General features: G+C 72.9%; 17 protein-coding genes. 7 read left to right on the top strand and 10 right to left on the bottom strand.

The features are described from left to right. Positions 1-325: 325 nt before the first annotated feature. Positions 326-1,945, bottom strand: coding sequence for a DHA2 family efflux MFS transporter permease subunit (locus tag AMK22_RS17380; RefSeq protein WP_073785991.1), 1,620 nt, complete (start codon positions 1,943-1,945; stop codon positions 326-328). A gap of 185 nt (positions 1,946-2,130) precedes the next feature. Between AMK22_RS17380 and AMK22_RS17375 the strand changes: the two genes are divergently transcribed. The 5 genes from AMK22_RS17375 to pcaB are packed head-to-tail and all read left to right on the top strand — an operon-like array spanning position 2,131 to position 7,216. Beyond that, entirely contained in the window at positions 2,131-2,331 is a 201-nt protein-coding gene (locus AMK22_RS17375) for an MbtH family protein (protein ID WP_107430570.1), read from the top strand. A gap of 6 nt (positions 2,332-2,337) precedes the next feature. Beyond that, positions 2,338-2,979: a DUF2461 domain-containing protein gene (locus tag AMK22_RS17370; protein ID WP_073785988.1), complete on the top strand. Its 642-nt coding sequence runs from the start codon at positions 2,338-2,340 to the stop codon at positions 2,977-2,979. Beyond that, a complete protein-coding gene (locus AMK22_RS17365) occupies positions 2,976-3,797 on the top strand; it encodes a class I SAM-dependent methyltransferase (protein WP_073785984.1) in 822 nt (273 codons plus the stop codon). The genes AMK22_RS17370 and AMK22_RS17365 overlap by 4 nt, the downstream gene beginning before the upstream one ends. 3 nt (positions 3,798-3,800) lie before the next feature. Then, the gene (locus AMK22_RS17360; protein WP_073785982.1) at positions 3,801-5,771 is read left to right on the top strand and encodes an FAD/NAD(P)-binding protein; all 1,971 of its coding nucleotides are present in this window, start codon (positions 3,801-3,803) and stop codon (positions 5,769-5,771) included. 5 nt (positions 5,772-5,776) lie between these two features. Next, positions 5,777-7,216 (top strand): 3-carboxy-cis,cis-muconate cycloisomerase, encoded by a 1,440-nt coding sequence (gene pcaB / locus AMK22_RS17355; RefSeq protein ID WP_073785980.1) that lies wholly within the window; start codon positions 5,777-5,779, stop codon positions 7,214-7,216. An 81-nt stretch (positions 7,217-7,297) separates the two neighbouring features. Here the strand turns inward: pcaB and AMK22_RS17350 are convergent, their stop codons facing one another. The 9 genes from AMK22_RS17350 to AMK22_RS17310 form a co-directional block, all read right to left on the bottom strand. After that, complete coding sequence (locus AMK22_RS17350) at positions 7,298-8,332, bottom strand: zinc-binding dehydrogenase (RefSeq protein WP_079186212.1); 1,035 nt, start codon at positions 8,330-8,332, stop codon at positions 7,298-7,300. Positions 8,333-8,354: 22 nt separating this feature from the next. Beyond that, on the bottom strand, positions 8,355-9,722 hold the full coding sequence (locus AMK22_RS17345) for a SagB family peptide dehydrogenase (protein ID WP_143203571.1): 1,368 nt from the start codon (positions 9,720-9,722) through the stop codon (positions 8,355-8,357). A gap of 3 nt (positions 9,723-9,725) precedes the next feature. Next, the gene (locus AMK22_RS17340; protein ID WP_073785976.1) at positions 9,726-10,121 is read right to left on the bottom strand and encodes a RidA family protein; all 396 of its coding nucleotides are present in this window, start codon (positions 10,119-10,121) and stop codon (positions 9,726-9,728) included. 41 nt (positions 10,122-10,162) lie between these two features. Then, a complete protein-coding gene (locus AMK22_RS17335; protein ID WP_073785974.1) occupies positions 10,163-10,966 on the bottom strand; it encodes an alpha/beta fold hydrolase in 804 nt (267 codons plus the stop codon). After that, positions 10,963-13,446, bottom strand: coding sequence for an amino acid adenylation domain-containing protein (locus tag AMK22_RS17330; protein WP_073785972.1), 2,484 nt, complete (start codon positions 13,444-13,446; stop codon positions 10,963-10,965). The genes AMK22_RS17335 and AMK22_RS17330 overlap by 4 nt, the downstream gene beginning before the upstream one ends. Further along, on the bottom strand, positions 13,443-19,817 hold the full coding sequence (locus tag AMK22_RS17325; RefSeq protein WP_073785970.1) for a non-ribosomal peptide synthetase: 6,375 nt from the start codon (positions 19,815-19,817) through the stop codon (positions 13,443-13,445). Before AMK22_RS17325 ends, AMK22_RS17330 begins: the two co-directional genes overlap by 4 nt. Positions 19,818-19,838: 21 nt before the next feature. After that, entirely contained in the window at positions 19,839-20,027 is a 189-nt protein-coding gene (locus AMK22_RS17320) for a tautomerase family protein (RefSeq protein ID WP_073785968.1), read from the bottom strand. A gap of 27 nt (positions 20,028-20,054) precedes the next feature. Then, on the bottom strand, positions 20,055-21,071 hold the full coding sequence (locus tag AMK22_RS17315) for an LLM class flavin-dependent oxidoreductase (protein WP_073785966.1): 1,017 nt from the start codon (positions 21,069-21,071) through the stop codon (positions 20,055-20,057). Positions 21,072-21,262: 191 nt separating this feature from the next. Further along, positions 21,263-22,432 carry a DUF711 family protein gene (locus tag AMK22_RS17310; protein WP_073785964.1) on the bottom strand — a complete coding sequence of 390 codons (1,170 nt, stop codon included), beginning with the start codon at positions 22,430-22,432 and terminating at the stop codon, positions 21,263-21,265. Between the two features lie 135 nt (positions 22,433-22,567). Here AMK22_RS17310 and AMK22_RS17305 point away from each other — a divergent pair, with 135 nt between their 5' ends. Both AMK22_RS17305 and dhaK read left to right on the top strand, forming a co-directional pair. Beyond that, positions 22,568-22,933: a YybH family protein gene (locus AMK22_RS17305; RefSeq protein WP_073786039.1), complete on the top strand. Its 366-nt coding sequence runs from the start codon at positions 22,568-22,570 to the stop codon at positions 22,931-22,933. Positions 22,934-23,141: 208 nt separating this feature from the next. Continuing rightward, positions 23,142-24,134 carry a dihydroxyacetone kinase subunit DhaK gene (gene dhaK, locus AMK22_RS17300; RefSeq protein ID WP_073785962.1) on the top strand — a complete coding sequence of 331 codons (993 nt, stop codon included), beginning with the start codon at positions 23,142-23,144 and terminating at the stop codon, positions 24,132-24,134. Positions 24,135-24,158: the final 24 nt, after the last annotated feature.

Below are 24,158 nucleotides of genomic sequence, written 5' to 3'. Positions count from 1 at the left end.
CCGGTGCGGTGCATCGCAAGGCGGCCGAAAGCCCTCGGATGGGGTCTCCCCTGCTCGAACGAAGTCGAGAGCTTGGGGAAGGGCTACGTGGGCTCTCGGCCAACGCCGAAGGGGGTCCCCCTGGCCCTTAAGGCCTTGGGGGAGTGCGTGCCGGACGGTGCGACGGGGCAAACCTTGCCGGGAGCGGCATTAGGCCCTGTCGTCAGGGGCACCGGGGCCCGCGGGCGGATGCCCGGTGCTGTCCCGCCGGCGGGACAGCACCGCGGACGCGCGTGGGCGGCCCGCCCCACCGACCGGGACGGGCCGCCGCGGTACGCGGAAGGGGTCAGGCCGTCCGGTCCGCCACCGGAGCCTCCTTCGGGGCCGGGGCCCCGGCGGGCCCGGACTCCTTGAGGAACAGGGACGTGACGGCGGCCAGCGCGATCACCGCCGCGGTGATGAGCAGTGCGGGCCGGGCGGCCGAGGCCAGACTCTGCGCGGACAGGTCCTCGAACACGCGCACCAGGCCCGAGGGGAGCGAGGACGGCACCACCGCTTCGGTGCCCGAGTTCAGCCCGCTGTCGGCGGCCTGCCGGGCGCCGTCGACCAGGGACGCCCGGTCCTCCCCGGACAGCCGGCCGCCCGCGTCGGCCGCGCCGTCCCGCAGCGAGGACGCCCATACGGTCGCCAGGATCGCGCCGACGACGGCCGTGCAGACCGCGCTGCCGATCATGCGGGACATCTCGATGAGCCCGGAGGCACCGCCCGCCGCCTGCGGCTCGACCTCGCCCATCGCCACCGTGGTCAGCGGTGCGAAGGTGAGTCCGGCCCCGGCCCCGGCCAGGACCAGCGGCGCCACGAACTCCCACCAGGCCGCGTCGGCGTCGGCGAACGGGGCGGTGACGGCGACGCCGAGGCAGAAGACGGCGAAGCCGACGGCCAGCAGCCGGCTGCGCCGTACCCGGCCGGAGAGGCGACCTCCGATCGGTGCGGTCAGGGACGAGGCCAGCCACATCGGCGACAGCACCAGTCCGGCCTCCAGCGGCCCGGCGCCGAGCGCCGTCTGGAGGTAGATGGTCATGACGAGCTGCGAGCCGAAGATGCCGAAGTACGTGGCCGCCGAGGCCCACACCATCAGCGCGTAGTTGCGGCTCGTGAACAGGGCGCGGGGCAGCAGTCCGTCGGCCCTGCGGCGCTCCCAGAGCGTGAAACCGACCAGGATCAGCACGCCCAGCACGAGGAAGTGGGGGATCCCGATCCAGCCCCGGACCGTGCCCCAGTCGAACCGTTCGCCCTCGATCAGGGCGTACAGCACGACGAACAGGCCGGCCGATGCGAGGAGCACGGGGACGACGCCCAGTTTCTGACGGGCCCAGTTGCGGGTGGCGGGCACGTACACGAAGGTGCAGACGAGCCCGATCAGGCCGAGCGGGATGTTGATGAAGAAGATCCAGCGCCAGCCCAGCGTGTCCGAGATGAGGCCCCCGAGGAGCGGCCCCGCTGCGGCGGCGGAACCGATCACCGCGGCCAGTACGCCGAAGGCCGTCCCCAGCTTGGCGGGCGGGAAGACGGCCGAGGTGATGGCGAGTGCCTGGGGTGCCGCGGCCGCGGCACCGATTCCCTGGAGGACGCGGGCGGCGATCAGCTGCTCCGGGTTCTGCGCGAGCCCGCAGACCAGGGAGGCGGCGGTGAAGACGAGCAGGCCGGCGGCGAAGACGTTGCGGTGTCCTCTGATGTCTCCCAGGCGGCCCGCGACGAGCAGTAACATCGCGTACGGCAGCAAATAGCCGTTGACGACCCACAGGATCTGTTCGGTCGTCGCACCGACCCCGGTGACGATTTGCGGAATCGCTACATTGACAACCGTGCTGTCGAGCACGTTCATGAAGTATCCGAGGGCGATTACCACCAGCGCGGGCCAGGGCCCGTACCGAGTCGCCACCCGTGCGTTCCCACCCGTATTCATCTGTCGCTCCTCGCTGTTATTCGTGAACCGAATCGATGTCCGCTCCCCCGTCGACGGCGAACGGCGGCTCATGCTATACCCTCCGCAATGGCCAAGTACCCTGATTCGGACATGTTCTTGACTCCCCATGTGAGAGGCGGGAGCATCGCTCCCCAGGTCCGGTTGAGCACTGGAAGGAACTCATCGTGCAGGAAAGCGGAAGCGCCACCTACAGCGTGGTGAAAAACGACGAGGAACAGTTCTCGATCTGGCGTTCCGATCAGGAGATTCCCGCCGGCTGGCACACGACCGGTGTTTCCGGATCGAAAGAGGAATGCCTCTCCCACATTCATGAGGTGTGGACGGACATGCGGCCGCTGAGTCTGCGGCGGGCCATGGGGGAGTGACCTCCCGTGGCCGAATTCACGGGCTGGGACGATGAATTCAAGAAATTCTTCGACGGCCTCGGACGTGACAACAGCAAGGACTACTTCGAAGCGCACCGGGAGCTCTTCCGGCGGGCCGTCCGCGAGCCGGCCGAGGCTCTCGTCGCCGCCCTGGAGCCGCGTTACGGTGCGGGGCGCATGTTCCGGCTCGACCGGGATCTCCGGTTCTCCGCCGACCGGCGGCCTTATCACACCCGGATCGGCATCGAGTTCGACGACTCCGGCTGTCACCACTACGTCTCCGCATCGGCGACCGAACTGACGGTGTCCGTCGGGATCCACCGGGCGGACCGGCAGTGGGTGGAGCGCTTCCGCCGGGCGGTGGACGGCCCGGCCGGCGGGGCGCTGCTGGCGATCGTGGAGGACCTGGAGGCCCGGGGCTTCACCATCGGCGGCCAGCGGCTGCGAACGGCCCCGAGGGGGGTGCCCGCCGACCATCCGCACATCAGGCTCCTTCGGCACCGGAGTCTCACCGCCGATCGGACCTGGCCCGCCTCCGCCTGGCTCGGCGGCCCCGGCGTACTGGACCTGATCACCGGTGCGTGGGACCGGGCGGCACCCCTGAGAAACTGGCTGACGCACCACCAATCCGGCTGGAGCCCGACATGACCTCAGTTCCCGCGCCTCGCGCGACCTCGCTCAAGGACTTCCAGAAGGCCGGATGGTCGGACGGCGACTACACGTCGGTCGCCGGGTCGACGGTCATCGCGAGCGAGCAGCTCATGGAGACGCTCGACCTGCGGCCCGGCTCGCGGGTCCTGGACGCCGCCTGCGGCAGCGGCAACGCGACCATCGCCGCCGCCCGCCGGTTCGCACAGGTGACGGGGCTCGACTTCTCCCCCGCCATGCTGGAGGCGGCACGGCGGCGTCTGGAGGTGGAGCGCGTCGACGCCGCGCTGGTGGAGGGCGACGTGGAGCGTCTCCCCTTCGACGACGGCGAGTTCGACGTCGTGGTCTCCGCCTTCGGGGCGATGTTCGCGCCCGACCAGAAGAGGACGGCGGCCGAACTGCTGCGGGTCTGCCGTCCGGGCGGCCGGATCGGACTCGCCTGCTGGACGGGAAACGGCGCGCTCGGCGAACTCTTCCGGATCATGTCCACGTACATCCCGCCCACTCCCGGTGTGCCGAACCCCACCGACTGGGGCGACCCGGAATCGCTGCGCGCGCTGTTCGGCGACGGCGTCGTCGAAATCCGTTCCGTCCCCCGTGACTTCGTCTTCCGTTATCGCTCGCCGGAACACTGGATGGAGCATTTCCGGTCCAACTTCGGGCCGACCCGGATGACGTTCTCGGTGCTCTCGAAGAACCGGGCGGCGGCGCTCGAACGCGATCTCGTCGCCATGTGGCACGAACGGAACCGGGCGACCGACGGCTGCCTCGTCGCCCCGGTCGAGTACCTCGAGGCCGTCCTCGTCAAGGCCGAATGATCCATGGCCGGGATATCCGTCGCCGTGATCGGCGCGGGGCCTCGCGGGCTCTCCGTGGTGGAGAGGCTCTGCGCCAACGCGCCCGTCGTCGCCGGAAAGAGAAACTGCGTCATCCATGTGATCGATCCGTATCCGCCGGGCGCCGGCCGGGTCTGGCGCACGGACCAGTCCGGCCAACTGCTCATGAACACCGTGGCGTCCCAGATCACGATCTTCACCGACCCCGGTGTGAGCTGCGCGGGGCCGATCGTGGAGGGGCCCAGCCTCCACGCGTGGGCGGGCCTCCTCCCCCTGGCCGACGGGCTCGACGACGGCCTGCCCGCCGAGGTCCTGCGGGAGGCCGCGAGCCTGGGACCCGACACCTATCCGACCCGGGCCTTCTACGGCCACTACCTTTGCTGGGCGTTCCGGTTCGTCTGCCGCACCGCTCCCTGCGGCGTCGTGGTCGACGTCCGGCGGGCGACCGCGGTGGCCGTCGACGACCGCGCGGACGGCCGTCAGGACGTCGTGCTGGACGACGGCACGACGGTCGGCGGCGTCGACGCGGTCGTCCTGGCGCAGGGCCACTGCGACACGGACCCGGGCGACGGGACACGGGCGCTGGCCGGGCACGCCCGCGCGCACGGGCGCGTCCATGTCCCGCCGGCCAACCCGGCCGACGTCGACCTCTCCGCGATCGGCGCGGGGGACCTCGTCGCCCTGTGCGGGCTGGGCCTCAACTTCTTCGACTACATGGCCCTGTTCACCTCCGGACGCGGGGGCCGCTTCCGTCCCCGCGACGGCGGGTTCGTGTACGAGCCGTCGGGCGAGGAACCGCGGCTGCTGGCGGGCTCGCGCCGCGGCGTCCCGTACCACGCCCGGGGCGAGAACGAGAAGGGCGTGTCCGAGCGCCACGAGCCGCTGTTCCTGACCCCCGACGTCCTCTCGTCCCTGCGCGCGGCGGCGGACGCGGGCGCGCCGGCCGGATTCCGGCGGCAGGTGTGGCCGCTGGTGACCAAGGAGATCGAGAGCGTGTACTACGCGGCGCTGCTCGCGGAGCGCCGCGGCCCCGAGGCGGCCGCCGACTTCCTCCCCCGGTACGTCAAGACCGTCCTGGCCGGGGGCGGAGGGAGCGACGAGGACAGGCTGCTGGGCGAGTACGGGATCGGCCCCGGCGACCGGTGGGACTGGGACACGGTGAACCGGCCCTGCCCGCCCGGCGCGCTGGAGGGGGTCGCCGGGTTCAACGCCTGGCTGCTCGGCCATCTGGAGCGGGACGTGGCGCACGCGGTGCGCGGCAATGTCACCGACCCCGTCAAGAGCGCGCTCGACGTGCTGCGCGATCTGCGCAACGAGATACGGCTCGTGGTCGACCACGGCGGGATAGGCGGCGCTTCGTACCGGGACGACCTCGACGGCTGGTACACCCCCATGAACGCCTTCCTGTCCATCGGGCCGCCGGTGCGCCGGATCCAGGAGATGATCGCCCTCATGGAGGCGGGCGTCCTGCGGCTCGTGGGCCCCGGCATGTCAGTGGCCCCGGACCCCGGCACCGGCCGCTTCGCCGTCACGTCGGACCTGACCGGCGACCGCCCGCTGCTGGTGGACGCGCTGGTCGAGGCCCGGCTTCCGGAGCCGGACGTCCGGCGCACCCGCGATCCGCTCATGAGGTCCATGCTCGCCCGCGGGCAGTGCCGCCCGTACGTCGTCCCCGACCCGGACGGGGCCGGGTACCCGACGGGCGGCCTCGCGGTGAGCCGGGCTCCGTACCACGTGGTGGATGCCGCCGGTCTCCCCCATCCCGCCCGCTTCGCGTACGGCGTGCCGACCGAGCACGTCCACTGGGTCACGGCCGCCGGGGTCCGTCCGGGGGTGAACTCCGTGATCCTCGGCGACTCCGACGCCATGGCCAGGGCCGCGCTCCGCGCGGGCGCCCGGCCGGGGTCCGAGGCCGCCGGATCCGCCCGCTCCTACGCCGCTCACGAGAGGAACTGACCGTCATGTCCGAGCATCCGCCGGGAACCGACACCGGTCTGCTGTCCACGGTCCGGGCCGGTGCCCCGGTCGAGGCCGCGGTCTCGGACGAGGCGTGGCTCCAGGCCATGCTGGACGCCGAGGCCGCCCTCGCGCGGGCCCAGGCCCGGCTCGGGTTCGTCCCGGGGAGCGCGGCCGAGGCGATCACCGAGGTCACCCGGGACGCCCGGCTGGATCCGGTGTCGCTGGCCCGGCGGGCGCGGAACGCGGCGAATCCCGTGGTGGCGCTGGTGGCGGACCTGACCGAGCGGGTGGCGGCGTACGCGCCCGAGGCGGCCGACCACGTGCACCGCGGCAGCACCAGCCAGGACATCATGGACACCGCGGCGATGCTGGTCGCCGGGCGTGCGGCCGCCCTCGTCCGGGCGGATCTGCGCCGGGTGGTCGCGGCGCTCGCCTCTCTCGCCGCCGAGCACCGCGACACCGTGATGCCGGCCCGTACGCTCACCCAGCACGCCGTGCCGACCACCTTCGGGCTGAAGGCCGCGGGCTGGATGTGCGCCGTCGACGACGCCGATCGGCGGCTGGCCGCGGCGGCGTCGGCGCTGCCGGCCCAACTGGGCGGTGCGGCAGGGACGTTGTCGGCCTATCACGAGTTCGCCCTGGCCGACGGGGTCCCCGTGCAGGGGGGCACGCCCGCGGCGCTGGCCCTCGTCCGGGCCTTCGCGGACGAGACGGGGCTGGCCGAACCGCTACTGCCCTGGCACACCTCGCGGGCACCGTTCGTGGCGCTGGGCAATGAACTCGCCATCGTGGTGGGTGCCTTGGGGAAGTTCGGGCTCGACGTCCAGAACATGACGCGCACCGAGGTCGGCGAGGGTCTCGAACCGGGCGGCGAGGGCCGGGGCGCCTCGTCCGCCATGCCGCAGAAGCGCAATCCGGTTCTCGCCTCGCTGCTGGTGTCGGCCGCGCTCCAGGTCCCGGCCTACGTCTCGGTGCTGGCCCGGTGCATGCTCGCGGAGGACGAGCGGCCGGGCGGCACCTGGCAGGCGGAGTGGCAGCCGTTGCGCGAGGTGCTGCGGCTGGCCGGGGGGTCCGCGCGGACGGCGGCCGAACTGGCCGAGGGGCTGGTGCCGTTGCCGGACCGGATGTGGGCCAACACCGGGGCGACCGAGGGGCGGATCCTGGCCGAGCGGCTGGCCGTCCGGCTCACGGCCGAGCTGGGCCGGGTCCGTGCCAAGCGGTGCGTCACCCGCATCGCGCACAAGGCGTCCGCGGACGGCGTGCCGTTCGCCGAGGCGGTGGCGCTCGACCCCGAGCTGGGCACGCTGCTGGCCGCGCACCCGCTGGAGGACCTGCTCGACCCGCGCCGCTACCTCGGGATGGCGGGCGTGCTCGTCGACCGCGCGCTGCGGCACGTCGACGGGCCCGCGGCGGGCCCCGGGCCGGAGGCCGGCACCGGGTGAGGCCGTGCGCGGAGGCGGGTCCGGTCGCGCACCGGACCCGCCGCCCCGCCGTGTGGGGACGCCCCGCCCCACGAGGACGCGTCACATGGTGAGGACCACCTTGCCCACCTGGTCGGACTTGTCGAGGAACGCCAGCGCGTCGCTCACCTCGGCGAAGGGGTACGTCCGGGCCACGACGGGCCTCAGCCCCTCGTCCGCGGCCCGTACCAGATCCGTGAACTCCTCGGCGTTGCCCGCCGTCGACCCCAGGATCTCCAGCTGGCGCACGAACACCCGCGGCAGGTTGACCGGGGTGACGAGGCCGCTGGTGGCCCCGCAGGTCACCACGCGCCCGCCGAAGGCGGCCGAGCGCAGGGACTCGTCGAAGGTGGCCGCGCCGACGTGTTCGAAGACCACGTCGGCGCCGTGCCCGTCGGTGACGTCGAGGACGGAACGGGAGAAGCCCGACGAGCTGAACACGCCGTCGGCACCGACCGCCCTGAGCTGCGGTTCCTTCTCCTTCGACCGGGTCGTGGCGAGCACCCGCGCCCCGAGGTGCTTCCCGATCAGCACGGCCGCGGTGCCCACCGCGCCGCTGCCCCCGGTGACCAGCATCGTCTCACCGGCCTTGAGCCGTGCGCGGGTGACGATCATCCGCCATGCCGTCAGATACGCCAGCGGCATGGCGGCGGCCTCCTCCCAGCCGAGGCCCGCCGGCTTGCGCCGCAGGGCGTGGCCGGGGAGCCGGACCAGCTCGCAGGCCGCGCCGTCGGAGTGCTCCCCGAGGACGGCGAACCTGCTGCACCGCACCTGCTGCCCACCCCGGCAGTGCTCGCACCGCCAGCAGGCCGACACGGGGTAGAACAGGACCTCGTCGCCCACCGCCCACTCGTCGCAGCCGCTGGCCTCCACCACACCCGCGCCGTCCGCGGAGATGACCCGGGGCGGTTCGACGCGCTGGGCCCCGGTGACCACCCACAGGTCGAGGTGGTTGAGTCCGGCGGCCCTGACCCTGACGGTCACCTGACCGGGCAGCGGGTCCGACACGGCGCGCTCGCGGATGCGCACGCCCGCGGGACCGATCGGCTCCTCCCACACCGCGCACCGGCCCTCACTCATGATCAACGGTGTCTGCATACGGCTCTCTCCTGATCGGCGCTCACATGGATCCGGTCGTCGGCCGGCTGCCGAGCATGAACTCCCCGACGCTCGCCTCGGCGTACGGGTCGAGGCCCGTGGCCCGTGCGAACGCGTCGGAGTCCCCGGTCCCCAGCGCGCACGGTGCCAGTCCCATCGCCGTCGCGACGGTGTACATCGTCTGGAACAGCACCCCGGTGTGCTTCATGATCAGCGCGTACGGCATGCCCTGGTAGGACCACATCAGGCGGCCGAAGCGGGCCGCCACCACCAGCAGGACCTGAGGCGGCCGCTCCTGGTCGGCGAGCCGGGCCGCCAGCGCGAGCAGGCGTCGCACGTCGGGCGTCCGCCCGCACACCCGCTCCAGCCGGTGGTCCTGCGGGTCGTAGTGGTACAGCGCCGGGGCGAGGCCGGCGACGTTCGCGACCACCGGGTAGATCTCCAGCTCGTACCCGGAACCGCCCGCCGGATAGGGGCGGCTGACGTATTCGACCCCGCGCAGCTCCGCCTTCCACCGGTTGCGGCAGCAGCGGAAGAGGAACTCCCCGAGCTGGTCGTGGGTGAGCGGGGCCGCGTCGTCGTGGGCACGGATCGTCCTGCGGGTCTCCATGACGGTGGTCAGGGACGGGTCGGTGGTGCGGAGCAGGCCCAGGTCGGGACGGCAAAGCCCGATGCCGGGGCCGGGGAACGACGGGCGCCGGGCGGGGAGCGGGGCGAAGGCGCCCCGTGCCCAGTCGGTCTTCCCGAAGCCCTCGTCCGGCTGCCGTCCCGACATCCTGGTGCGGCTGTGGAACCACAGCTCGTGCGGGGCCCATTGACGCAGCGACGGCTCCGTGCCCTCGGTGTCGTCCGCCGGAGGGACGGCCAGGCCCGCCCACCACAGATCCCGTCCCAGCCGCTCCACGACCGCGTCCGGAAGGCCGTCGCGGCCCCGTTCCCCGGCTCCGGTCAGCACGCCGAGCAGCGCCGGATCGCGCAGCCGGACGTCGCACCAGGCGCGCGGGGACTCGATGACGAACGCGTCCCCGTGCCACCGGATCACGGCGAACCGCGACAGCGCGAGGGCGCCGGGCGGGGCCGTGTCCGGCCGGGCCGGGGGGCGGGTGCGGGGCAGGAGCGTGTACAGCGGCTCCTTGTCGTCGAGGAGGACCGTCATCGAGAGGCGGCCCGCCGCCCACAGCCGCGCCACCGGGCCGCGTTCCGGCCCCGGCCTCCCGCTTCCCTCCGGGGCCGGGGCGTGCCCGGCGGCCGGGTCCGCGGTACGACCGTGGCCCGGCCGCGTGCCTTCCCCGGCGTGCCGCCCCGCCTGCGGTTCCGCCCCGGAGCGGGGTCCCGGGTGCAGCCGGAAGATCTGCCGGAGCGGCACGGCCCGTTGCTCCTGCCTGCTCATCCGTCAGCCCACAGCCGTGGCCTCGAGCTCCACCAGCAGCTCCGGGAACGCCAGCCCGGAGACCTGGAGCAGCGATCCGGGCGGGGCCGCCTGGACCGCTTCGAGGCGCTTGCCCATGACGCTCACGTGTTCCAGGAACAGCTGCATGTCGGTGGTGTACATGTTGAGCCGGACGACGTGGGTGAGGTCCATGCCGGCCTCGGCGAGCACCGCCTCCACGTTGTCGAGCGCCTGGCCGATCTGCCGCGCCATGTCGCCGGGGTACGCCACCTCGCCGTCGTCGTCGAGCGACGTCTGCCCGGCGCAGACGAGCATCCGGGTGTGCTCCTCGACGACCTCGCCCTGGTTGAAGCCGAACTTGAGCGACCATTCCCACGGGTTCACGGCGGAACGCTTCATGATTCCGGATTCCTTTCCTGTCCTGAGTGGTTGACGGAGTGTCACTGGAGAAAGCCGAGCACGGTGTCGAGAAAGAGCCGGGGGCCGGTGTCCATGGCCCGGTGCGTCTGGCCCGGGAGGACGGCGACCCGGGAGTCCGCGAGCATCCCGTCCACCGCGTCGACCGCCCGCCGCAGCTCCGGTGGACTGTCGCCACCGGCCAGCAGCAGGGCGGGGACCGTCAGGTCACAAAACCTGTCCGGTTCGATGACGTAGCGCCGCGCGCCCTCGATCTCGCGGGCCAGCGTCCGGGCGAGCGGTGCCCGTTCGCGGAAGCCGGGGATGCGCAGCAGCACGTCCACCTCGCGCGGGCTCACGCCCGCCACCTCGACGAGGAACAGGCCGAGGGCGCGCAGTTCCTCGCCCGCGTCGATCAGCGCGCAAAGACGCGCGCCCAGCCCGGACGGCTCTCCGCTCCCGCCGACCGGGATCGGGGGCTCGTAGAGGACCATCCGGCCGATCCCGGAGGTGAGCGTCGCCGCCTCCAGCGCGCAGATCGCGCCGTAGGAGTGGGCGAGCAGACATGTTCCGGGACCGGTCCGGTCGATCACGGCGGCGATGTCGCGTGCCTCGTCGCGCAGGTCGTAGGGGTCCGCGTCGCCGCTGGCCGCGCGGCCCCGGCGGTCGACGGCGTACACGGTGAACCGGTCGCTCAGCCGGGCCAGTACCGGCCGCCAGCGCGTGTGGTCCTCGCCGCTGCCGTGGACGAGGACCAGCGGGGGGCCGGTGCCCGAGCGCCAGCAGGCGATCGGTACGCCGTCGGCCGATTCGACGATCTCCTGCTCCTGCGCCACGACGGCCGTCATCTCTCGCCCCGCGGGCGGGCGAGCGGCGCGGCGAGTGCGTCGAGCATCCGGGAGAGGAGCGCGTCGCGTGCCGTGTCCAGGTAGAAGTGGCCGCCCGTCACCAGGAGGGTTTCGAAGGCGGCCCGGGTCAGGGTCCGCCACAGCGGGAGTTCCGCCGGGTCGACCTCGGTGTCCTCGGTACCGCCGAATACGGTGATCGGGCAGTCCAGCGGCGGTTCGGGCCGATGCGTGTAGGTCTCGTGCAGGGCGAAGTCGGCGCGCAGCGTCGGCAGCATGACCTGGAGGAGCCTCGGGTCGTCGAGCAGTTCGGGCGGGGTGCCGCCGAGCCCTCGCAGGTGTTCGCGCAGTTCGTCGTCGGTCATGCGGTGGACCCGGGTGGTCACCGGGACGTGCGGGGCCGCGGAGCCGGAGGCGAAGAGGTGCACCGGCGGGGTGTGGCCGTGCCGTCGTTGCCAGAGCGCCAGTTCGTGGGCGACCACGGCCCCGGAGCTGTGCCCGAAGAAGGCGGTGGGCAGCGGGTCCAGCTCGGCGAGGGCCTTGCCCACCTCGGTCACCAGCTCGTCGACGCGCTCCAGGGGCGTCTCGGCCAGGCGTTCCCCCCGGCCCGGCGGCTGCACACGGACCAGTTCGATCTCCGGCGGCAGGGCGTCCGTCCAGCTCTGGTACGCGGACGGGCCGCCGCCGGCGAAGGGGAAACAGACGAGGCGCAGGACGGCACCGGGCCCGGTGCCGGTCCGGACCAGGCAGGCGCCGGACGGGCCGGGGGCGGCGGCGGTGATCAGTTCCGCGAGGTCCGCGACCGTCGGCCGTTCGTAGAAGGCGGGCAGATCGACGTAGGCTCCGAAGCGGTCCTCGACGGCGCCGACCAACTGTACGGCGAGCAGCGAGTGTCCGCCGAGGTCGAAGAAGTCGTCCGCGGTGCCGACCCGGTCGAGGCCGAGCAATTCGCACCACATCCGTGTCAGTTCGCGTTCCAGGTCGTCGCGTGCCTCCTTCATGGGGGCGGCGGACGCCGAGCGGTCGCGCCTGGGTTCCGGCAGCGCCTGCCGGTCGAGCTTCCCGTGCAGGGTGCGGGGCAGGGAGTCCAGGAGCACGAAGTCGGACGGCAGCATGTGGTCGGGCAGTTCGCGCCGCAGCCCGGAGTGCAGGTGCGGCACCCGGTCCGGGGCGACGCCGGTGACGTAGGCGACCAGGCGCCGCCGGTCCCCCTCGTCGCGGGCCACCACGGCTGCTTCGGCGGCCTCCCCGCCGCGCAGGATGCTCCGTTCGACCTCGTCGAGGTGGACGCGCTTGCCGCGGATCTTCACCTGCCGGTCGGTGCGGCCGACGATGTCGAGGGTGCCGTCGTCGAGGAGCCGGCCGACGTCGCCGGTGCGGTACATGCGGGCACCGGGCTCGGGGGCGAAGGGGTCGGGCAGCCAGCGCAGCGCGGTCAGGGCGGGGTCTCCCGCGTAGCCGCGCGCCAGCCCGGGGCCCGCGACGTGGATCTCGCCCTCCGTGCCGGGCGGCACCTCGGCGAGGTTCTCGTCGAGGAGGTGCACGCGGGTGTGCGGGACGGCGCGACCGCGGGAGGTGATGTGGGTGGTCTCCGTGGAACCATAGGTGACGGCCACGTCGAAGGGCGGGCCGTCCGCCGCCGGTTCGAACCGCTCCCCCGTGACGAGGAGCAGCCGCGGCGCGGGGCCGTCGGGCCAAGCGGTCGCGCACAGTCCGGCCGCGAGCGTCGCCACCAGCTGGACGACCGTGATCCGGTGCGCGGTCAGCCAGTCCCGCAGCCGCTCGGGGAAGAGCAGGGTTTCCTCGTCGGGCAGGTGCACGGTGCACCCGGCGGAGAGGAACGGCCACAGTTCGTTGACGAGGGACACCCCGAAGCCCGGTGACGACACCCAGGTCGAGCGGTCGTCGGCGGTGACGGCGAACTCCTGGTGCGTCCAGCGGGCGCAGTGCAGCACCGTCGCGTGGCGGGCGACGACGCCCTTGGGTTCCCCGCTGGAGCCGGAGGTGTAGACGACGTGGGCGGCGCTGTCCGGGGTGAGACCGGCCGTCCCCGGATCCGTCGACGGGTGGGCGTCGACGGCGGCCCTGTCGCGGTCGAGCAGCACCGGGCGGACGCCGTCGTCCGCCGCCTCGCGGAGGATCGCCCCGGGGACCGTTGCCGTGGTGGTGACGAGGGCCCGCGCGCCCGAGTCGCGGAGCATCAGCGCGATCCTGTTGCCGGGGGCGGCCGGGTCGAGGAGGACGGGCGCGGCCCCGGACTTGACGACACCGAGCAGGGCGACGACGGCGTCGGCGGAGCGCGGCAGGCAGACGCCGACGCGGACCTCGGGGGCGGCTCCCAGGGTGCGCAGGTGGGCGGCGAGCCGGTTCGCCCTCCGGTCGAGTTCGCCGTACGTCAGGGTGGCGGCGGCAAGGACCACGGCGGGCTTGTCCGGCCTCCGCGCCGCCTGCTCGGCGATCAGCTGGTGGATCAGCAGCGTCATGTGTCGTCCCTCATGTCGAGGATCGTCGGGCCGTCCTGAGTGCTCCGCCCGTCGAGCCGGGCCGCGAGTTCGCGCACCGTGCGGTGCTGGAAGAAGAGCTCGACCGGGATGTCGAGGCCCGCGTCGGCGGCCTCGTTGATCACCGCGATGGCACGGAGCGAGTCGCCGCCCGAGGTGAAGAAGTCGTCCCCGGGGCCCAGTCGGTCGGCGCCGAGGACGTCCGCCTCGATGCGCAGCAGCAGTTCCTCGGTCGGGGTGGCGGGCGGCTCGGACTCCGCGCCGGGTACGGCGGGTTCGCCGAGCGCCGCCAGTGCGGTGCGGTCGACCTTGCCGTTGGAGGTGAGCGGCAGGGCGGGCGGGAAGTGGAAGAGCGACGGCACGATGTCGCCCAGGATCCGCTGCGCCAGGAACTCGCGCAGTTCGTCCGCCTCCGGCGCCGTGGTGTCCGGTTCGGGCACGACGTGCGCCACGAGGCGCCGGGCCGCGCCGGGGTCGCCGAGCGCGACGACGCAAGCGCCCGCCACCCCCGGATGGTCCTGGAGCGCCGCCTCGATCTCGCCGAGTTCCACCCGGTGGCCGAGGATCTTCACCTGGAAGTCCTCACGGCCGAGGATCTCGATGTCGCCCGAGGGCCGCCAGCGGCCGAGGTCGCCGGTGCGGTAGAGGCGTTCGCCGGTGTGCGGGTCGGTCACGAACCGGGCGGCGGTCTTCTCCGGGTCGCCCCAGTAGCCGCGCGCCAGGCCGCTCCCGGCGATGTACAGCCCGCCGGTCACCCAGTCGGGGCGGGGCCTCATCCGGTCGTCGAGGACGTGCCAGCGCTGGTTGGCCAGCGGTCTGCCGTAGGGCACGCTCGCCCATTCCGGGCCGGGCGGGCCCGCCTCGTGCGCGATGGACCAGATGGACGCCTCGGTCGCGCCGCCGAGGGAGATCAGCCGGGCCCCGGGGGCCACGTCGCGCAGCTGCCCGTAGGTCGCGACGGGAATCCAGTCCCCGCTGAGCAGTACGGTCCGCAGCTCGTCCGGCAGGCGTTCGCCCCTGCCCCGGGTGTACTCCAGGAGGATCTGCAGGAGCGCGGGGACGGAGTTCCAGACGGTGACGCGGTGGTGGCGCAGGAGTTCCGCCCAGGCCGCCGGGTCCGGGTTCTCGGACGGTTCGGGGACGATCAGCGTGCCGCCCGCGCCCAGGGTGCCGAAGACGTCCCAGACCGAGAGGTCGAAGCTGAGGGAGCTGATCGCGAGGACCCGGTCGTCGGGTCCGACGCGAAAGCGCCGGTTGATGTCGAGGACGGTGTTGCGGGCCGCCCCGTGCTCGATCATGACGCCCTTGGGTTCGCCCGTGGAGCCCGAGGTGTAGATGACGTACGCCAGGTCCTCCGGGCCGACCGGGGCGGGGCACGGCCGCCCGGCCGGCGGCGCCGGAGAGGTCTGCGTGACCGGGACGGCGGTGACGTCCGGCGGCCAGGTGCGCTCCCGGTCCACGGCGGGCTGCGTGAGGACCGTCTCCACCTGGCCGTTCTCCAGGAGGTAGCGGATCCGCGCGGCGGGCAGCGCGGGGTCGACCGGGAGGTAGGCCGCTCCGGCGCGCAGCACGCCCAGCACGGCGGCGATCTGTTCCCAACCCTTGTTCATCACGACCGCGACCAGTCGGCCGGGCCGGGTGCCGAGTTCGAGGAGCCGGTTCGCGATCCCGGCCGATGCCGTGTCGAGGTCCCGGTAGCTCAGGGTGCGTCCGCCCTGGACGACGGCGGGCGCCCCGGGGTTCTCGGCGGCCCGGCGCAGGAACGGCTCGTGCAGCAGGCCGGTGTCCGGCGCCTGTGCCGTCGCCGGTGTGCCCGTGGCGTTGGTCCGGGTGCGCCGTTCGAGCTGGTCGGCGGGCGGCTGCGCGGGCCGCTCCCGGGACCAGGTCCCCCGCCGTGCGGCAAGGTCCCGCAGCAGGCTTCCGTAGGCGGCGGCCATGTCGTCGAGCAGGCCGTCGGGGAAGAGCTCGGCCACGGCGTCCCAGCAGTAGTCGAGGCCGCCGTCCACCTCCATCACCTGGTGGTCGAGGGCGACCTGCGGTGTCTGGGTGACGCCGTACGCGTACGTGCCGAGGCTGCCCCACTCCATGCGCGGGACGCCGACCAGGCTGGAGAAGACCACCGGCATCGCCGCCCGCGGCAGCCCGCCGCCCTGACGCCGGGCCAGGTCGCGCATGACCTGGACGCTGCTGGTGTGGCGGTGCTCCAGGTCGCTCCAGAGCCGGTCCTGGACCTGCCGGGCCCGGTCCAGGAAGGTGGCGCCGTCGCCCTCCACCGCGTGCAGCAGCCCGGAGGTGAAGTCGCCGAGCAGGTCGTTGAGCCGCGGGTGCAGCGGGGGCCGGTTGAAGAGGGTGAGGTTGACGGTGAACCGGGGGGTGGCGCTCCAGGTGCCCAGCACCTCGGCGAAGGCCGCGAGGAGCAGGGCCGACGGGGTGATGCCGGCCGCCGCCCCGGCCTGGCGCAGGGCCTGCCAGACGTCCGGCTCCAGCCGCCCCGGACACCGTACGAAGCGCGGCCGGCGCACCGATGCCAGGCTCCGCAGATAGGGCAGTTCGGGGGCGGGCGGGAGGTCGTCCAGGCGGCCTTGCCAGTAGGCGCGCGACGCTGCGTGGAGCGGGGAGCTGTCCTGGGCGGCTCGTTCGGCGAGGACGTAGTCGCGGAAGGACAGTTCGAGCGTGGGCAGTTCCAGGTCCGGGTCCTCGTACAGCCGGGACAGTTCCTGGGTGAAGATCCGCGCGCTGCGGGCGTCGAAGATCAGCAGGTCGAAGCTGACGTGCACGCGGGAGACGGTCTCGTCGACGCGGGTGACCCGCAGGTCGAAGAGCGGCCAGCGGTCGACCGGGAGGAGTTCGTGGGACAGTTGCTCGCGGATCTCGGCGAGGCGTCCGTCGCGTTCGGCGGCCGGGAGCCCGCGCAGGTCCGCCACCCGCAGGTCGTAGGGCGCCACCTCCTCCAGGACGCGTTGGCGTCCGTCGGGGGTCACGACCGCGCGGAGCATGTCGTGCCGTGCGACCAGCAGGTCGACGGCGCGTCGCAGTCGCTCGGGGTCGAGTCCGGGAACGTCCCACTCCTGGTATCCGTGGCAGCCCACGTCGCCGAGTTCGATGCCGCCGCTGCGGCCGATCCAGTAGGCGTGCTGGATGTCCGTGAGCGGGAAGGGCTCGTACCGCTGGTCCGGCCGGGGTGTGATCGAAGGCGCGCCCGCCGGGGCGGGTCCCGCGCCCGGTGTCCCCCGGCCCGCGCCCTCGACGACCGCGGCCATCTCCTCGACGGTCGGCGCCTCGAACAGGACGCGCAACGGAAGGTCCACCCCGAGGACGCGGCCGATGGACGCCATGAGTTCCATGCCGGTGAGCGAGTCGCCGCCCAGTTCGAAGTAGTTGTCGCGGACGCCCACCCGTTCCTGGTGCAGGACCTCGCACCACACCCGGGCCAGGGTCTTCTCGGTGTCGGTGCGGGGGGCGACGGTGGGGCCCGTACCGCCGCGGGGCGCGTCGGGCGCGGGCAGGGCACGGCGGTCGACCTTGCCGTTGGGGAGCAGCGGAAGGGCGTCGACCACCACGAACGCGGTGGGGACCATGTAGGCGGGCAGCTGTTCCTTGAGCAGATCGCGCAGTTCCCCGCCGGTCGGGCGCCGGTGGGTGTCCGTCACGAGGTGGGCGATCATGCGGCGTTCGCCGGGCCGGTCCTCCCTGACCGTGACGACGGCCTGCCGGATCGCGGGGTGTTCCAGCAGCCGGGTGGTGACCTCGCCGAGCTCGATGCGGTAGCCGTTGAGGCTGACCTGTTCGTCGGCGCGGCCCAGCACGACGATCGCTCCGTCGGGCAGCCGGCGGCCGATGTCGCCGGTGGCGACCATGCGCGCGCCGGGCCGCGCCGCGAAGGGGTCGGGGATCCACTTCTCGGCCGTGCGCTCCGGCCGGTGCAGGTATCCGCTCTGGATCAGGTCGCCGCCCACGTGGATCTGTCCGGCCACGCCCAGCGGCACGGGCTGGAGGGCGTCGTCGAGCAGGTACACGCGGGCGTTGGGCACGGGCAGGCCCACGGGGGTGCTGGAGCCGTGCCGCGCGGCGGGCGGCACGGTCTTCGGCGTGATGCGCACCCCGTCGGCCTCGTTGAGGCAGGTGGTGGCGTTCGTGGTCTCGGTGGAGCCGTAGATGGTGACGATCTCGAACGGCACCGTCGAGGGGAGCCAGCCGACGCGTTCGCCGGACACCATCAGGACGCGCAGCGGCACCTCGCCCGGCCAGTCGACCGCGCACACGCGCTCGGCGAGTGCCTTGGCCAGGACGGTGACGGTGATCCCGGCGTCGATCAGCCAGTCGCGGAGTCGGAAGGGCGTGGCGGTGGTGGTCTCGTCCGCGATGTGCACGGCAGCGCCCGCGCTGAGGAAGGGCCACAGCTCGTTGACGTAGGAGATCCCGAAGCCGGGGGCGGAGATCCAGGTGCCGCGGTCCTTCTCGGTCAGTGAGTACGCCCGCTGGGTGCCCTGGGAGACGAGCAGCACCGCCCCGTGGTGGAAGGCGACGCCGCGCGGCTCGCCGGTCGAGCCCGAGGTGTACGCGATCTGGCACAGGCCCAGCCGGTGCGCCCGCTCGGGCGGGGCCGCCGGGGAGGCGGCGTCGAAGAGCGCGCGGTCCCGGTCGAGGCAGCGGACGTGCCCGCCGAACTCGGTGGGCAGGTGGGCGAGGTGGGCTTCGGAGGTGAGCAGCACGGTGGTCCGCGCGTCGTCGAGCATGGACGCCAGGCGGCGGGTCGGCTGCGAGGGGTCGAGCAGGACCGCGGCGCCCGCGGCCTTGAGGATGCCGAGGACGCCGACGACCATGTCGACCGAGCGGCGCAGGCAGATGCCGACCGGGACCTCGGGGCCCACGCCCAGCTCGCGCAGATGGTTCGCGACCTGGTTGGCGCGCCGGTCGAGCTCGCCGAAGGTCACCCGCTCCCCGCCGCCGACGAGGGCGACCGCCTCGGGGCGGTGGGCCGCCTGGTCGGCGACGAGCCGGTGGATCAGTCGGTCGTGCGGGAAGTCGACGCGGGTGTCGTTGCCGTCGTGCAGCACCCGGCGTTCCTCCTCGGGGGCGAGCAGCCACTGGCGGCCGATGCTCTCGCCCGGCTTGGCCAGCAGCCCGGCCAGGAGGGTGGCGAAGTTCCCGGCGAGGCGGCGGACCGTCTCCTCCTCGAAGAGTTCGGTGTCGTGGGCGAGGGTCAGCCGGGTTCCGTGGTCCCCGGGCGACACGACGAGGGCCAGGTCGAAGTCGGCCGTCCCCGCATCGAGGGGCAGCGGTGCGGCGGTGGTGCCCGGCAGCGCGCAGACGGGCTCCGGCCGGATCTCGAAGCCGACCTGGCAGACCGGGCGGCGGCTCGGGTCGCGCTCGGGGTCGAGCCGTTCGACGAGTTGCGCGAACGGTACGTCGGCGTACGCCCGTGCCTCGGCGCAGGCGTGCCGCATCCGCTCCAGCGCCTCGGAGAACGAGGGGTCCCCGTCGAGCGCGGCGCGTACGACCAGCAGGTTCGTCAGGGGCCCCACGGTGTGTGCGGGGGCGCGGTGCGGAGTACCGAGGGCGATGTCGGTCACACCGGTGTAGCGGTGGACGAGGACGGCGAACGCGGTGAGCAGCAGCGTCCCGGTGTCGGTGTCCTGGGCGCGGGCGTACTCCGCGAGTGCCCGGGCCGTCGCCCCGGGAAGACGCAGCGAGGTGTGCGCGCCGGTCAGGGCCAGGGCGTGCGGGCGTATCCGGTCGGCGGGCAGTTCGACGCCGACCGGCAGGCCGGCCAGGGCCTCGGCGCGGGATTCGAGCCGGTGTCGGGGGGCGGCGGGTGGACCGGCGTGGTGCTCCGCAGGCGGCCGGGCGCGGTCGTGGCCCGGCGTCGGCCCGGCGCAGAGTTCGCCCAGTTCCTCGAAGAGGACCGCGAGGGAGCGCCGGTCCGCCACCAGTTGGTGCGCGCAGAGCAGCAGGGCGTGCTCGCCCGTGCCGAGCGAGAGCAGCCCCGCCCGCCACAGCGGGCCCCGTTCCTTGTCGAACGGCCGGGCGCAGAGGTCCTTCGCCCAGTCCTGGACCCGGCGGATCCGGTCGTCGGATGCCGTCGTGCCGGTCTCGCGCACGAGCGGCGGCGCGATCTCCCCGGCGGGGAGGACCACCGCCTCGGGGCGGCCCGGCCCCGTCCGGAAGACGGTGCGCAGCGCGGGGTGGCGGGCGGTCAGCTCCGCCAGCGCGTCCCGGACCGTGTCCGCTTCCAACGGGCCGGTGACGAGCATCAGTTCACCGACGGTGAGGGTCCGGTCCTGCGGGCGCAGCTCGTCGAGGAGCCATACGCGTTCCTGGCCGGGCGACAGAGTGGTGGCCGACTGAGTCATGTTCGCAACACCCCAGGGGTCTCAGGACTGGTCCGCGAACAGTCGCCCGCCCCGGGCGAATTCGGTCGCGTCCATCTCGACGAACCGGACACGCACCTCTTCGGGCTTGGCGTCCAGGCATTTCACGGCGAGCCGGGTGATCTCGTCGGCGAACAGGCGCCGCTGTTCCAGCGTGCGCCCCTTGAGCGCGAGCACGGTGATGAACGGCATGGGGTTCCTTCCACTCGGCGTCGCGCGTCACCCGAGACGGGCGGCGACGTCCTCGACGAAGCGGCTGATCATGGCCGTCTGGTCCGGGACCCCGTAGAGCACCAGGGAGACCTGATCGGCTCCGGTCTCGCGCAGTTCCTGGAGCCGGTCGACGCACCGGGAGGGCGGACCGTAGATCGCGAAGCAGTCGATGAGGCGGTCCGAGAGTTCGGCGGCGTGCGGGGCGCCCACGACCTCGTGCTGGTACCAGTCGTAGCGCTCGGCCAGGGCGGCCATGTCCGACAGCACCGCGTCGGGGAGCATGGCGGCCAGTTCCTCGGACTCGGGGGTGGTGCGGCTGAGCACCGAGCGCCAGAGGAAGTACGCCGAGGTGGCGGCGTAGGAGCGCAGGTATTCGCGCGCCTCGTCCACGTCGTCGTGCACGAACACCGTGCCGCGTGACCACACGTCGAGATCGGCGAGTTCACGCCCGGCGCTCCGCGCGCCCTCGGCGACGCGTGCCCGTTTCCATGTGGTGATCTCGGGTGAGAGGCCGGGCAGGAACACCCCGTCCGCGATTCTTCCGGCGAGCCGGCAGCTCTTGGCGCCGTGGGTGCCGATGAGGACCGGTATCTCGCGCTCGGCCCACTCCGAACGCATGGGCAGGCCCTGCCATTCGGTTTCCTTTCCGCCGGTGAAGTCCCGGAAGAACTGGACGTATTCGGCGAGTTCCGTGAGCGGCCGCGGCTTCTTTCCGACCATGGCGACGGCACTTCCTCCGGCGCCGATGCCGAGGAATATCCGACCCTCCGAGATCTCGTCCAGGGTCGCGATCACATTGGCCAGCACGGAGGCGTGCCGGGTGTACGGGTTGGTGACCGCCTGACCTATGCGTATTCGGGTCGTCGCCGCCGCGGCCAGGGCCATCATCGCGGTCGAGTCGCGGCAGAGGTTCTGTGAATCAATGAATGTGCAGTGTTCATACCCCAATTCGTCGGCCTGTCGTGCCAGTTTCGCCGATTCGCGGGCCGTGAGGGTGCGCCCGATTCCGATTCCGAACTTCATGCCCGCCTCCGGAACGCGTCTCTGCGGAAAAGAACATCGCATCGCGTCGAACTCGTCGCCGCCGACCCTGCACTGTCGTCCGGGAGCCGTCAACCATGTTGCTTGTTCTGTCCCGCCGGCGGGACAGAACAAGCTGGTGGGGATTGTCTTCGTCCGGGATCACCGGTCCGCCGGGTATTGCGGGACGGTGCTCAGCGCCTGAGAGTGGTGTTCACCAGATAGGGGGAGGAGAACGTCGTCCGGTCGCCGGCCTTCTTGCCGGGTACGGGAAAGAGACGGGCCGACAGCGGTTTCCCGAGGCGTACGGCCATGGCGGCCACGTCGGTCAGAAGCCCCGCGATCTCCTCCTCGGGGGTGTCGCCGGGCAGGGGAACGGTGTCGAGTCCGGTGCCGCACACCGCCGAACAGGCCAGCAGCCGCTGGGCGTCGACCGTGCCCTCGTGCCAGCGCTGCGCGAGCCGGGTGTCCTCCATGACCGGGAGCATCACCCCGTTGTAGCCGCAGGTGGTCAGGCCCGTGCTCCGGATCGCCTCGGTGAGTGCCGCGGTGACGGCCATCGTTCCGGGGCCGCCCAGCGGTCCGGGCAGGCAGAGCTCCATGGCCGCGGCGATGCTGTCGTCGCCCGCGGGCGCGGGCGACAGGTCGATGCCGCCGTACGCCGGGCCCGTCTCCTCGCAGATCCGCTCGGCGATGTCCACCACGGGCGCGGCGTGTTCGCTCAGCGCCCGCCCGACCCGGCGCGTGATGGCGGCGGGATCGAGACGGCCGACCTCCCGCAGCGCCTCCGCGACGATTCCCGCGCCCTGCAGGCCGACCGTGAGGGACGAAGGCCCTTCGTGGTGGGCCGCGGGAAAGAAGGGCCCGCCGGGATCGACACAGGCCACCATGGCGAAGCGGAAGTTCCCCAGCCCCTGGTCCGTCTCCTCGGCGAGCCTGCGGACGATCCGCGCCACGGGTTCGGACGCCTCGCAGCGGACCCCGTGCCGCAGCGTTCCCGTGCTCACGGTGCAGCTCAGCGCCTCCGCGCCGATCAGCAGGTCCCCGACGGTGTCGAGGGTGTGCAGCGGGAAGGCGGGATCGGCCGCGTCCGCCGGACCCAGCGAGCAGTAGCCGATCCCGACTCCGTCGAGGACGGTCTGCAGGCGGTGGGCGTAGGAGACGATGTCCGACGGCGTCCGTCCCGCGAGGTCGGCGAAGACGGACCGGGTCGACAGCCGTACGGTCTGGACCTCGTACCCGGCCGCACGGAAGGCCGCTTCCGCCCGTCGGAGGAGCAGGGCCTTCTCCTCGACGACCGCCTCCGGAATCGGATGGGGCTCGGCGACCCCGAGCGTGACGGTGCGTATCAGTGGCCTGTACATGATCTTCTCCTCGCGAGTTCACGCGTTCGAATGAACGTGGGTGTCGGCTGCCGGGAGCGGGGCGCGCCACCTGCCAGGATCACGGGGCCGGGTGCTGTTCCCGGGCCGGACGGACCTGACAGGGAGATGCGGGACATGAGCGGTGACAGGTCGCGCGAGCGGGCCGTCGAGCCCGAGGACCTCAGCCGTTTCGTGGTCGAGAGACTCAACACGGGCGACGTCGACGGCCTCGTCGCGCTGTACGAACCCGGCGCGGTCCTGGCCCTCCCCGACGGCACGGTGGCGACCGGCGAGCGGGAGATCCGCAGGGCCTACGAGGGATTCACGGCCGACCGGCCCGTCGTCCAGCATGGTGAACAGCAACGTACGCTGCATCACGGCGACTTGGCGCTCACTTCGGTGCAGTTGGCCGACGGGAAGGACGCCACGGTCGAGGTGGCCCGCCGCCAGTCCGACGGCACATGGCTGTGGGTGATCGACCGGCCCAGCGTCCTGGGCTGACCGGAACGGACGATTCCCCTTGTTCGTCCGCCGCACGTCGGGGCAGCCCCGTTCCTCGTGGGCCGGGGCTCCCCCGTTCCCCGTGCGCGGGGGCTCCCTCGGCATCGGGTCAAACATCCGTCCGTCGACCTCCCCCGCAATGTGACCCTCCCTCAGTAGAGTCGGCTGCGGTTCAGCGACAGCCCGCCACCCTCGCTAGGAGGCTCCGTTGAGAATGCTGATCAATGCCCCGGAAACCGTCGTCGCGGACGCGCTGCGCGGTATGGCCGCCGCTCATCCCGGGCTGGCCGTCGACGTCGGGAACCGCGTCGTCGTGCGGCGGGACGCGCCCGTGGCCGGGAAGGTGGCGCTCGTCTCCGGGGGCGGCTCCGGTCACGAGCCGTTGCACGCCGGGTTCGTCGGCCCCGGCATGCTGTCCGCCGCCTGCCCGGGCGAGGTGTTCACCTCTCCGGTGCCGGACCAGATGGTACGGGCCGCCGCCGCGGTGGACGGCGGCGCGGGGGTGCTGTTCGTCGTCAAGAACTACACCGGTGACGTGCTGAACTTCGAGATGGCCGCCGAGCTCGCCGAGGACGAGGGGGTGCGGGTCACGCAGGTGGTCGTCGACGACGACGTCGCGGTGACCGACAGCCTCTACACGGCGGGGCGCCGGGGCACCGGCGCCACCCTGTTCGTGGAGAAGATCGCCGGGGCGGCGGCCGACGAGGGGGCGCCGCTGGAACAGGTGGCGGCCGTGGCCCGCCGAGTGAACGATTCCTCACGGAGTTTCGGCGTGGCGCTCGGTGCCGTCACCACACCCGCCAAGGGATCCCCCACCTTCGACCTGCCGCCGGGCGAGCTGGAGCTGGGCATCGGGATCCACGGCGAGCCGGGACGGGAGCGGCGTCCCATGATGACGTCCCGCGAGATCGCGGACTTCTCGGTGGACGCGGTGCTCGACGACCTGCGGCCGACGGCGCCGGTGATCGTCCTGGTCAACGGCATGGGCGCGACACCGCTGCTGGAGCTGTACGGGTTCAATGCCGAGGTGCAACGGGCGCTGTCCGGGCGGGGGGTCGTGGTGGCTCGTACGCTCGTGGGGAACTATGTGACCTCGCTCGACATGGCGGGCTGTTCGGTGACGGTCTGCCAGGTGGACGAGGAGTTGCTGCGCCTCTGGGACGCGCCGGTGGAGACGCCCGCGCTGCGCTGGGGCCGTTGACCCGACGACAACCCGACGACAAGG

It is taken from the genome of Streptomyces sp. CB01580, assembly GCF_001905795.1.
In the GTDB taxonomy this organism is placed as follows: domain Bacteria; phylum Actinomycetota; class Actinomycetes; order Streptomycetales; family Streptomycetaceae; genus Streptomyces.
This window is presented reverse-complemented; position numbering and strand designations above follow the sequence as displayed.